Annotated in this window: 7 protein-coding genes and 2 pseudogenes; 3 read left to right on the forward strand and 6 right to left on the reverse strand. The window is 73.9% G+C overall.

The genetic code is table 11. The features are described from left to right. Window positions 1-61: 61 nt before the first annotated feature. The 6 genes and pseudogenes from AC3EN4_RS23815 to AC3EN4_RS23840 all read right to left on the reverse strand — a co-directional run bounded on the left by AC3EN4_RS23815 (window position 62) and on the right by AC3EN4_RS23840 (window position 7,380). Window positions 62-2,881: a DUF5682 family protein gene (locus AC3EN4_RS23815; protein WP_435207910.1), complete on the reverse strand. Its 2,820-nt coding sequence runs from the start codon at window positions 2,879-2,881 to the stop codon at window positions 62-64. Beyond that, window positions 2,878-3,990 carry an ATP-binding protein gene (locus tag AC3EN4_RS23820; RefSeq protein ID WP_422739287.1) on the reverse strand — a complete coding sequence of 371 codons (1,113 nt, stop codon included), beginning with the start codon at window positions 3,988-3,990 and terminating at the stop codon, window positions 2,878-2,880. The genes AC3EN4_RS23815 and AC3EN4_RS23820 overlap by 4 nt, the downstream gene beginning before the upstream one ends. A gap of 14 nt (window positions 3,991-4,004) precedes the next feature. Further along, a pseudogene (locus AC3EN4_RS23825) lies at window positions 4,005-5,066 on the reverse strand (VWA domain-containing protein); the annotation flags it as partial. 198 nt (window positions 5,067-5,264) lie between these two features. After that, window positions 5,265-5,525, reverse strand: a pseudogene (locus AC3EN4_RS23830) (VWA containing CoxE family protein); the annotation flags it as partial. After that, window positions 5,522-6,913, reverse strand: a complete 1,392-nt coding sequence (locus tag AC3EN4_RS23835; protein WP_435207912.1) for a hypothetical protein — start codon at window positions 6,911-6,913, stop codon at window positions 5,522-5,524. The gene AC3EN4_RS23835 and the pseudogene AC3EN4_RS23830, both read right to left, overlap by 4 nt. Further along, on the reverse strand, window positions 6,913-7,380 hold the full coding sequence (locus tag AC3EN4_RS23840) for a hypothetical protein (protein WP_435207986.1): 468 nt from the start codon (window positions 7,378-7,380) through the stop codon (window positions 6,913-6,915). Before AC3EN4_RS23840 ends, AC3EN4_RS23835 begins: the two co-directional genes overlap by 1 nt. A gap of 287 nt (window positions 7,381-7,667) precedes the next feature. Here AC3EN4_RS23840 and AC3EN4_RS23845 point away from each other — a divergent pair, with 287 nt between their 5' ends. The 3 genes from AC3EN4_RS23845 to AC3EN4_RS23855 are packed head-to-tail and all read left to right on the forward strand — an operon-like array spanning window position 7,668 to window position 11,013. Continuing rightward, window positions 7,668-8,777, forward strand: coding sequence for a hypothetical protein (locus AC3EN4_RS23845; RefSeq protein WP_435207914.1), 1,110 nt, complete (start codon window positions 7,668-7,670; stop codon window positions 8,775-8,777). Window positions 8,778-8,823: 46 nt separating this feature from the next. Beyond that, window positions 8,824-9,873: an NAD(P)H-dependent flavin oxidoreductase gene (locus AC3EN4_RS23850; protein ID WP_435207916.1), complete on the forward strand. Its 1,050-nt coding sequence runs from the start codon at window positions 8,824-8,826 to the stop codon at window positions 9,871-9,873. A 48-nt stretch (window positions 9,874-9,921) separates the two neighbouring features. Further along, complete coding sequence (locus AC3EN4_RS23855) at window positions 9,922-11,013, forward strand: cellulose binding domain-containing protein (protein ID WP_435207917.1); 1,092 nt, start codon at window positions 9,922-9,924, stop codon at window positions 11,011-11,013. Window positions 11,014-11,027: the final 14 nt, after the last annotated feature.

Here is an 11,027-nt window from a genome sequence, read left to right on the forward strand (position 1 = left end):
GCCTCCTGCCCGGCGGATGTCGACATGACGCCGGGCCGCTGCCTACCCGCCGCTGTCGTCCTCACGCCTGGCGTGTCAGCCGTGCGGCGACGGCATCGACCGTGTCGGGATGCCTCGCCAGCAGGGCAGCCACCCCGCTCGGGTCGGCGGGAGCGTCGTCGCCGGGCAGCCATCCGCCGTCGTACCCGAGCAGACCGGAGATCGCGTCGACCGCCTCCGGATGCGTACGGAGGAGGACGTTGACGTGCCCTTGTGGCGCGGTGGCGGCGCGCTGGTCGGCCACCCGAGCGAGCGGCGGGGATGCGACCCACGGCGGGACCCAGGCATCCAGCTCCGGCAGCGTCTCCGGGAACGTGCGCCCAGCCTCGCGGATCAGGAGCGGGACCAGCTCCGGGCCCTGGTCCCGCAGGGTCGTGATCAGGGTCGGCAGCCAGGGCAGCAGCACGGGGTCGGGCAGCTGCGCGAAGGCCGTGGACATCGTCTCGACGACGAACGGCGCGAGCCCGGGCACCGGTTCCAGCGCGTGCACGAAACCGGCCAGGTACTGCGGGAAGGCCGGCACCACCAACGGGTTGGCCAGCAGCTCGGCGCACCGGGCCCGCAGCTCGGCCGTCGACAGCAGGCCGAGTTGGTGTCGGCCGGCCCAGAGCAGGGCGACCTTCGCCGGCGCGGTCGGGTGCGACTGTGCCACGGCCAGCTCCAGCTGCGAGCGGTCGCAGCCCAGCGACAGCGCCAGACCCTCCATCGAGAACAGGAAGCCGAGCATCGCGCCGACCTGCCGTACGTCGGTCTCGTCGCTGGCGATGGCGGTCGGCAGCAGGGTGCAGTAGTGCGCGTACCCGGTCGTCACGAACGCCTCGCACCAGGCCGGCAGGGTCGGCGCGGTGGCCCGGTGGTGCGCCAGCAACCGCCGGATGCGACGCAGCACGTCGGGGGCGTCGTCGACGGTGCGCGCGGCGGCGAGCAGCTCCACCGCCCGCGCCCCCAACTCGTCGACCAGGCGCGGACTGTCGAGCAACCGGATCGCGTCCTCGACGGCGGCGAGGGCACCGGCGGCGGTGGCGTCGGGGCCGCGTACCGCCCGGCGCAGTCGTTGCTCCAGGACCTGCTCGACGGTGACGCCCTCGTAGCCCAGCTCGATCAGCGACCGCTGGTGGCGACCGAGCGCCAGGTCCCAGCTCTCCTGGACCGAGCGGTGGCCGAGCCGGCGCTCACCCATGATGGGCCGGACCGCGGCCGGCGGCAGCAGGTGCCGCAGGATCCACAGCAGGTCCGAGCAGCGGGCCAGCGCCGGCTCGGCGCTCAGGTCCAGCAGCGCCCGCTGGACGGTCCGCTTCTCCAGGGCCAGGCCGAGCGGCTCGAGCCGGTCGAGCACGTCGCGGGCCAGCGGAGGCAGGGCGTCGTAGCCGACCTGACCGATCCGGTCGCCGCCGAGCAGGATCTCGCAGAGCCGCCGTACGTCGCGCCGGCCGGGCACCACGTCCTTCTCGATGCAGGTGACCGCGGCGTCGGCGAAGTCGTACGGGGTGGGTCGGGCCCGGTTACGCAGGCCGGCCAGCAGGACCGAGGTCTCGAAGACGGCGATCGCGTCGGCGGTGCTGGCCAGGTATCCGTTGCGGCGGGCCAACCGCACGATGTCGACGCACCAGCCGCGCAGCTCCGCCTCGTCCAGGCCGTCCAGGTGCGGCGGCGCCGCGAGGAAGCCGGTGAGCCGGTCACCGACCGGCGCGTCGGGGGAGGAGGCCGTCGTGGCCCGGCCGCGTCGCCGCTGGACGGCCGCGTGGCCGTCCAGCCGGTACGGGGACAGCCCGTGGCGGCGCACCTCCTTCGTCCAGGTGGCCGCCGCGATCGACACCGAGCCGGGGGCCAGGCCGAACTGCGCCTCGATCGCCGAGTGGCTGGACGGGATCAGGCCGTACCGCCAGCGGGTGTCGGTGCGCGGGGTGATCTCGAAGTCGTCGGCGGTCGAGCCCAGGCCGAACTGTTCGACGCGACTGGCGGCGTGGAACGCGCCGCACACGTAGAGACAGTCCGCCGGGTCGACGCCGGAGACGGCCAGGTGCTGACGCATCCGCGTCCACATGTACCGCTCGCGGTCCTCGTCGCGGTCGAGCCGGTCCGCGCCGGCCGGACGCAGCCGCCGGAACAGGCTGCCGATCAACACCATCACCTGCCGGTAGGTGTCGTGGTCGGCGTCGGCCAGCGGGCGTTCCACGTACTGGTCCCACCACTCCGACCAGTGCCGCACCTTGCCGTGGTGCAGCAGGTACGCCTCCAACTCCGCGAACCGGGGCCGCAGGTCGCCGATCTCCACCCCGACGGCGTCACCGTGCAGTCCGGAATCCGTACCGGGGGCGGTCGGCCCGTTCGCGCTGCTCGCGGCGCCCGGCTGCTCCCGTGGTGACCACTGGAAGACGTGGTCGGTGGAGCGGTCCACCAACACCAGCTCCACGCCGGGGGTCTCCAGCGCGTACGCGATGGCCTGGTACTCCGCCGACGCCTCGGTGATCGGTGCGACGACGCTGAGCGGTCCCCAGTCGGCGGGAAAGCCGGACAGCTCCGAGGCGAACGCCTGCACGGCCACCGGCAGGCGACAGTTGTGCAGCTCCGCGAGCAGCGGCTGAAGATCCTCGCACAGCTCCAGGTAGATCACCCGGGGTTGCTTGGCGCGTAGTCGGCGCACCATGGCCAGCGCGGAGGCCGGCGAGTGGTGGCAGACCGGGAAGATCTCCAACCGCTCGCCGAGCGCCCGGTCGACGTCGTCGACCATGCCGGCGAGGATCGCGCCGAGCGCGTCGGGGGAGCCCGCGAACGCGGTCGCCGCATCGGTGAGTTGCTCGCGGAGCGCGCCGAACGTGCCGGCGACAGTCGATGCCGTCACGACAGGGACGCGATCGCCTGACGACCGCCGTCCAGGAAGCCCGCCCAGCCGTCGTCGTCCTTGCGGGCCCGGGGTTCCACCACGCCGTGCAGATACTTGTTGAGGATCGCCAGGTCCTCGGGGCTGCGACGGGCCAACGACCCGACCAGTGATCCGGCGAGCGTCGCCGCGCGCAGCGTCCGGTCGCCGAAGAACTGGCTGTGCAGGATCGCGTCCTCCAGCACGCCGATCTGCTCGGCGGTCGACAGCGCCGACTCGAGCTTCTCCTCGTCGCTGGTCGCCGCCGCGGCACCGGCGCGCAGGTCGGCGAAGCTCTGCAACAGGATGTCCAGCAGGGTGGGTGGCACGTCCAGCTCGATGCGGTGCCGGCGCAGCAGCTCCTCGGTGCGGAACCGGACGATCTCCGCCTCGCTGCGCTTGTTGGTCACCACCGGAATCCGGACGAAGTTGAACCGCCGCTTGAGCGCCGAGGAGAGGTCGTTGACGCCCCGGTCGCGGCTGTTCGCGGTCGCGATGATCGAGAAGCCGGGTTGGGCGAACACGATGTTGTCCTCATCCAGCTCGGGGATGGCGACGTACTTCTCGGACAGGATCGAGATCAGCGCGTCCTGCACGTCGCTGGTGGAGCGGGTCAGCTCCTCGAAGCGACCCACCACGCCACGCTCCATCGCCGTCATGATCGGCGAGGGGATCATCGACTCCCGGGACTGGCCCTTCGCGATCACCATGGACACGTTCCACGAGTACTTGATGTGGTCCTCGGTCGTGCCGGCGGTGCCCTGCACGACCAGGGTCGAGTTGCGGCAGATGGCCGCGGCCAGCAGCTCGGCCAGCCAGCTCTTGCCGGTGCCCGGGTCACCGATCAGCAGCAGACCACGGTCCGAGGCGAGGGTGACGATGGCGCGTTCGACGAAACTGCGGTCGCCGAACCACTTCTGCGGGATCTCCCGGGACAGGCCGTCGGCCCGCTCCGACCCGAGGATGAACAGCCGGACCATGCGCGGGCTCAGCCGCCACGAGAACGGTTTCGGGCCGGTGTCGACCGACTCGAGGAAATCCAGCTCGTCGGCGTACGTGACCTCGGCGGGGGCGCGCAACATCTCGGACATGAGGGATTGCTCTCCTAGGTGAGGAAGTTCTTCAGCTCGACGACGAGCTTGCGGATGTGGCCGGAGATGACGGGGGTGCCCTGGTCCTTCAGGCGTTGCCGGAACCAGGGGTTGACGCTCTGCTGGCCGGAGCTGCTGACCGAGCCGACCGGGATGACCTTCACGCCGGAGCGGTGCGCGGCCTGCAGCCCGTCGAAGACCGCCTGGTGGTTGACCTCGTAGAAGTCGGAGATCCACACCAGCACGGTGTTCTTCGGCTCGGCGACCTTCGGGCGGGCCAGCGCCAGCGCCGCCGTGCCGTCGGTGCCGCCACCCAGCTGGGTACGCAGCAACACCTCGAACGGGTCGTGCACCCACGGGGTGAGGTCCAGAGCCCGGGTGTCGTAGGCGATCAGGTGCACGTCCACCTTCGGCAGACCCGCGAAGATCGAGGCGAGGATCGTGCAGTTGACCATCGCGTCCACCATCGAGCCGGACTGGTCGACCACGACGATGAGCCGGGACGGCGTGGTGCGTCGCGCGGTGTGCCGGTAGTAGAGCCGGTCGACGTAGAGACGCTCGTCCTCCGGGCTCCAGTTGGTCAGGTTCTGCCAGATGGTCCGATCGAGATCGAGGTTGCGGAACACCCGCTTGGGCGGCACCGACCGGTCGAGCGCGCCGACGCTGGTCTGTCGCACCTGCGTCCGGAGCACCTCGGCGACCTCGTCGACGAAACGCCGGATCAACGCCTTGGCATTTGCCAGCGCCACGCCGGACAGGTTGGCCTTGTCGCGCAGCAGCTGCTCGATCAGCGACATGCTCGGGGTGAGCTGGCTGGCCAGCGCAGGGTCGGCCAGTACCTCTCGCAGGTGCATCCGCCGGACGAGGTCGCCCTCCAACCCGGCCAGGGTGCCGCCCAGCCCGCCCGGCTGGCGGCGCAGCTCACCTGGTTCGCAGCCGAGAGCCTGCTCGAACCAGCCGGCGTCGGACTGCCAGCGGGCGAGCTGGTTGGCGCTGACCGGGCCGGAACCGGTGGCGAACACGTTCAGCAGCACCTTCGACACCAGCGCGGCGCGGCGCACCTCGGCGGCGCCGGGCCGATAGGCCGAATCCGCGCCCGACGGGTCGCCTTCGTGCGGCCCGGCGTCGGGCGGCGCAGCGTCGTCCCGCCCGCCTTCATGCGGTCCAGCGTCGTGCGGCCCAGCGTCGTCCCGCCCGCCGTCCGACCCATCCGTCCGAGGTCCAGCGGCGGCGTCCGGTCCGATGGTGTCCGGTCCTACGGCGTCCGGCCCTGCGGCGTCCGGCTCGGCTTCGGTGGGGGTGAGCAGGCCGCGCAGCTCGGCCGCGAGAGTCGGGAAACGCTGCACGATGGTGTCCACCGAGACCGCCGGGTCCAGCAGTGCGGCGGGCAGCCCGAGGTCGTCGACCACGGCGACGCTCGCGGACTCCAGGCCGGGCTGCTCGTCGCGGTCGAAGAGGCGGGACAACAGCCGCCAGTACAGGACCTGACGGCGGTTGGCGTCGGCGAATCCGCCGGTGGGAATCGGCGCGGTCATCGGCGCAGCAACCGTCCCGCGCGCTCGCGCAGCACGGCGATGGCGTCCCCCGCCCGCGCCTCCTCCTTGGCGACCTTCGGATCGGTGACGCCGCACGCCCAGTCGCCGTTGTGCGCCTGCACCGTCCGCCGTTTCACCGTGGCCCGTACCGCCAGCGGTTGGAGCTGCCACCGGCCGTCGTCCCAGCGCAGCAGGCCGAGCCAGGTGGACGCGGTGGCGACCAGGTCGGCGGTCAACGGGCCGGTGGCCGGCAACCTGTCGACGGCCACCGGTATCCGTTCGCCGTCCACCTCGACGGCGAGCGAGCCGGCGTCGTCCCGGATCGCGGTGCCCTCCACGAGCACGGGCTCGGCGATACCCGCCGGGTGTCGGTCCAGGGGGTCGGTCGCGGCCGTGGTCGCGGCGGGCAGCAGGACCTGGGCGGTGGTGAACGGGTCCGCGGGCTCGTCGAGCCGGACCCGGTCGTCGACCCAGCACAGGTCGCCGCCGCGCAGTGGCAGGTCGGTCACGGTCAACGCCCGCTTGTCGGCCAGCGCGCCGAGCAGCGCCGGGTGGTGCGACAGCAGCCGCCAGATCGCCGGGCCGACGATGGTGTCGACCTTCGCCGCGGTCACCGCCGTGCGGACCAGCCGTACCGGCCCGCCGTCCGCCGGTTCCAGGATGGCGTGCAGTTGGACCTGCACCGCCGTGTCGTGACTGTGCACGTCCACGCCGAGCGGCAGCAGCCGCCCGGAGACCGGGGGCGGCTCGTCGGGCGGTGGCGCGCCCTCGGTGAGCAGAACACCGCGGGCCCAGAGATCGGCCCACCGGCGTGCCGGCACCTGTGTCATGGTGGCGACCGGCACGCACGCCCGCAGCTCGGCGGCGAGCCCGTCGAGCAGCACCGCGGTCCGTCGTAGCTCCGGCACGAGGAGGCTGGTCTCGACCACCCCGGCGGCGACGGAGAGCAGCTCGTGGTCGACGCCCCGCCAGCCGGCGACCGCCACCTCGTGCCACCACGCCCGTGCCGAGGCGAGCGCGGGCGGCGTCCCGGCAGGCGCGCCGGTCGGGGTCGTCCACGGCGACCGGGTGCGGCCGAGCGTCTCGTCGAGCTGCCCGAGGAGCGCGTCGTGTGCCGCGCCGAGCAGCGCCGAGCGCGCGCCGGCGAGCGCGGCGATGTGCTGCGGGGCGACCGATCCGGCGATGACCGCGTCGACCGCGTCGGTCACCGGGCCACCCAGCGGCGTGCCGGCGAACGCCGCGGCGAACGCGGCCAGCGCGGCGGCACCCCGCTCGCCGACCCGGCCGAAGCCGTCGACGAGGGCGTCGTCGAAGCCGCCGACCACGTCGAGCGCGTCGGTCAACCCGGCCGGGGTGGTGCGCAGCGGCGCGACCTGGGCGCCACGCATCAGCGGCCTGCCGAGGTGGCCGGGAACCAGTGCAGCTCGGGCAGCGGGGTCGTGCTGGCGGGCACCTCCAGGTAGGCGAGGTGGCGCAGGAAGCGGTTGAACACCACCGCCGCCGACGCCGGCTCGGGCTGACCGTCCAGCCGGGCCAGCAGCTCCGCGCCGCTGGCCACCCCGTCGCCGACGTCGACCCGCAGGTAGCGGGCGACGCGGTCGACGCCGTACTGGAGAAGGGCCTCGTCCGCCAGCGCGTGCAGGTGCTTGCACGCGGTGGCGCGCAAGCCACCGCACGGCCGGTTGTTGTTGGTGCTGCACTGGTAGGCGTGGGTGCCGGCCGCGACCGACGAGACGTAGACCCGTTCGACGTCCGACCCGCTGGAGACCACGCCCTGCAGACGTCCGTCGGCCAGTTCGACGAAGGGCACCTTCGCCAGCTTCCGGGGGCGGGCGGGCGGCAGCACGGCCACCACGCTGCGCCGCCGCCAGTCGGCTTCGTCGGCGTTCGTCACGTCACGGCCTCCCACATGAGAAGAATCCAGGGTGGTGCGCGCGCGAGCCGGGGTCGGCGGCGCTGCGACGACACGATCATGGACCACGGGTACGACAGTGCCGGCCGCGGTGCGGGCACGGCGACGCGTCCGGTCGAGGCCCGGAGCGCGGATGTCGTCGGGTCCGCGCGGTTGGTCGCCGCGGGTGGCCCGGATCGGCCAGGATGGGCGGGACGGCCGGGCCACCGGCCGCGACGAGGAGGCGGACGATGCGGGTACGCGGGTGGGTTGCCCCGGGGCGGCACGTCCGCGCGGCGGCGCGGCTGGTGGCCCTGCTCGCGGGCGCGGCGTCGCTGGCCGTGGTCGTACCGGCGGCCCCGGCGGCGGCCGCGCGGGCGGGCGACCCGGTGTGCGAGATCCGCGACGAGCGGCTCAACGAGATCTCCGGGATGGTCGCCACCGAGGACGGGTACGTCGTGGTCAACGACGGCGCCGACGACGAGGCCCGCCGACGGATCTTCTTCCTCGACAAGCGCTGCGCGGTGGCGCGGACGGTCAGCTACCCCACCCGACCCCGGGACACCGAGGACCTGGCGGTCGGCCGGGACGGCGTCGTCTGGGTGGCCGACATCGGTGACAACGACCGTGACCGCGAGACGATCGCGGTGTGGCGGCTCGCGCCGGACGCGGACCGGCCGGTGCTGTACCGGATGCGGTACCCGGACAATGCGCACGACGCGGAGGCGCTGCTGATCGACGCGTCCGGCCGGCCGCTGGTCATCACCAAGGGTGGCAGCGGCACTGTCGTCCTGTACGCCCCGAGCACCGCGCTGAAGCCGGGCGCCACCACGCCGTTGGCCTCGGTGGGCAAGGTGGTCCTGCCGTCCACCACGACCAGCAATCCGTTCTCGTTCCTCGGCCGAAGCGTCGTGACCGGCGCGGCGAGCGCACCGGACGGCCGCCGGGTGGTGCTGCGCAGCTACGCCGACGCGTTCGAGTACGACGTGTCCGGCGGCGACCTGGTCGCCGCGCTCACCGCGGGCACCCCGCGGATCACCCCGTTGCCCGACGAGCCGCAGGGCGAGTCGATCACCTACAGCCCGGACGGTCGCTCGCTTCTCACCGTCTCCGAGTCCGCCGACCAGCCGGCCGGCAGTCGTCCGACGATCCTGCGGTATCCCGCGACGGCGGCCCCCGCCGATCATCCTGCGGAGTCCACCACGGCGGCTCCGCCGTCGGCCGCCGCGGCCAGCCCGGCGGCGCAGGCGGCCGGCATCGGCGCCGGACAGGTGTGGTCGCTGGCGGCGGGCGCCGGGACGCTGCTGGCGCTGCTCGCCGTGGCCGGACTGCTGTGGCGGCGGCACACCGACCGACGCTGAGCGACGACGACGCCGGGGGACCGGCGTGGTGCGGGAGGATGGGTGGATGTCCGTGCTGTCCGCGCTTCGCCACCCGATCGTCGCCGCCCCGATGGCCGGCGGCCCGTCCACGCCGGATCTCGTGTCGGCCGTCTCCGCCGCGGGCGGACTCGGTGTCCTGGCCGCCGGCATGATCGACACCGGCCGGCTGGTCGCCGACATCGCCGCGGTGCGCGCCCGCACCGACCGGCCGTTCGGGGTCAACGTCTTCCTACCCGGTGACGGCCCGGTCGACGAGGCCGCCGTCTTGGCGTACGGGCGACGGCTCGCCCCGCAGGCCGAGGCGTTCGGGGTGGCGCTCGGCGATCCGGTGGGCGGCGACGACGCGTACCCGGAAAAGCTGGCCGCCCTGCTCGCGGACCCGGTGCCGGTGGTGTCCTTCGCGTTCGGACTGCCCGACCGCGCCGCGGTGACGGCGTTGCGGGAGCGGGGCACCGAGGTGTGGGCCACGGTCACCCGGCCGGACGCCGCCACCGCCGCCGTCGACCTGGGTGTCGACGCGGTGGTCGTGCAGGGCACCGAGGCCGGCGGGCACCGCGGCGGCATGCCGGACGACGACGACTACGCGCTGCTGCCGCTGCTCCGGCTGGCCGCCACGGGATGTGACCGGCCGCTGGTGGCGGCCGGCGGGATCGCCGACGGTCCCGCCCTGGCGGCGGTGCTGACCGCCGGGGCGGTCGCGGCGCAGGTCGGTACGGCGTTCCTGCGCTGCCCGGAGGCGGGCACCTCGCCGGTGCACCGCGCGGCGGTGGCCGGCGTCGCGCCGACCGCGCTGACCAGGGCGTACACCGGCAAGCGGGCTCGTGGCGTGGTCAACGACTTCCTGCGGACGCACGACGCGCAGGCGCCGGCCGGCTATCCGCAGGTGCTGCACCTGACCCGTCCCCTGCTCGCCGCCGCCCGGGCTGCCGGCGACGCCTCGGTGCCGAGCCTGTGGGCCGGCCAGGCGCATCCGCTCGCCCGGGAGGTGCCGGCGGCGGAACTGGTCGCCGAGCTGAGCGCCGCCGCCCGGCGGGCGCTGGCGACGGCCGCCGAGCGGGCGGCGCGCTGGGGCTGAGCCGGCCTCCGGGCCGGTGGGCTCCCGGCCACCCGTTAGAGTCTCGCCGTGATCGAGATCGGCGCGCACGTCGACCTGTCCCACCCGTCCGACCGGGTCTGGCTCGCACTGACGGATCGGGAGTTGCTCGGCCGCTGGTTCGCCGAGGCGGACATGGTGGAGGGCGTACCGGACCGGCTGCTGCTGCACACGGCCGACCTGCCCGGCTTCGACGCCGATGTCGAGGTCGAGGTGACCGAGCGGCGGGTGCCGGAGCTGCTGGCGTTGCGTTGCGACGAGGCCGGTCGGCTCACCGAGCTGACCTGCACCCTGGCCGCCACCAAAGAGGGCAGTCGGCTGGCCGTACGGGAGGTGCCGACCCACGGCGGCTGGTCGGACGAGCAGCGCGACGCCCGCGAACAGCAACTGCGCCAGGCGCTGACCGTGCGGCTGCCGGCCATTCTGGACTGGCTCGCGTTCCAGCAGGTCGACCTGCGGCGTGGCGAGGCCGGGATGACCACCGAACTGCCGGTGATCGCGGCGACCGGCCCGGTCCGGCGTCGTCGGCGGACGGTCGTCGTCGGCCTCGTCGGGGTCCTGCTGGCGGCGGGGGCGGTGGCGTGGCTGACGCTGCCGGACGAGTCGCACCCCGTGGCCGCGCCCACCTCGTCGCCGACAGCGACGCCACCGCAGCCGAGCGTCGTGGCGGCGGCACCGACCACGCAACCAAAGGCCACGCAGTCCGCGCGCCCGTCGCGTAGCGTCACACCGACGAGCAGCGCCCGTCCGACGCGTACCCCGTCGGCGAAGCCGTCAGTCACGCCCACTCCCAACGGGCCGCCGTCCCCGCCCCCACTGGTCGCGCGCTACGACACCGACTCCAGCCGCCTGTTCGGCTACACGGGGGAGGTGGTGGTGGACAACCCGGGGCCGGCGCCCGTCGAGCAGTGGACCGTGGTGGTGACCCTGGCCGAGGGCAGCAGCGTCGACGACGTCGACGGGGCGGACTGGTCCCGGGACGGCCAGGCGCTCACCTTCACCGGCGCGGCCGTGCCGGCGGGCGGGTCGCGGACGATCCGCTTCGACGTCCGCGACAGCCGGCCGAAGGCCCGGGAACCGGAGAGCTGCACGGTGGGCGGCAACCCGTGCGAGGGGTTCTGACTAGGCTCCCTGCG

Source organism: Micromonospora sp. bgisy143 (assembly GCF_057708145.1).